This window comes from Streptomyces chisholmiae (assembly GCF_031845445.1).
GTDB lineage: Bacteria > Actinomycetota > Actinomycetes > Streptomycetales > Streptomycetaceae > Streptomyces > Streptomyces chisholmiae.
Genome location: NZ_JAVREO010000289.1, coordinates 1 through 398, shown reverse-complemented (window position 1 = coordinate 398; position 398 = coordinate 1). Strand labels below are relative to the sequence as shown.

Annotated in this window: 1 protein-coding gene; it reads left to right on the top strand. The window is 70.6% G+C overall.

Annotation, left to right across the window (positions count from 1 at the left end; translation table 11 throughout):
* Window positions 1-79: 79 nt before the first annotated feature.
* A partial coding sequence (locus tag RM844_RS33240) for a lysophospholipid acyltransferase family protein (protein ID WP_311671140.1) occupies window positions 80-398 on the top strand: 319 nt, incomplete at its 3' end.

Here is a 398-nt window from a genome sequence, read left to right as displayed (position 1 = left end):
CTTCTACTGCCGTTTGATGCTGCGCTGCTTCGGGGTCCGAATCTCCCTGTCGGGCGGACCCATTCGCAATCTGAAGGGCGTGCTCGTGGTCAGTGGCCACGTGTCATGGCTGGACATCTTCACCATCGGCGCGGTGCTGCCAGGGTCCTTCGTGGCCCGCGCCGATCTCGTCGACTGGCCCGCGGTCGGCCGGCTGGCCCGGGTGATGAAGGTGATCCCGATCGACCGGGGCAGCCTGCGCCGGCTGCCCTCGGTGGTGCACACCGTGGCCGAGCGCCTGCGCGCCGGGCACACCGTGGTGGCGTTCCCGGAGGGCACCACCTGGTGCGGCCTGGCCTACGGCGCGTTCCGGCCCGCGATGTTCCAGGCGGCGATCGACGCGGCCAGACCGGTACAGC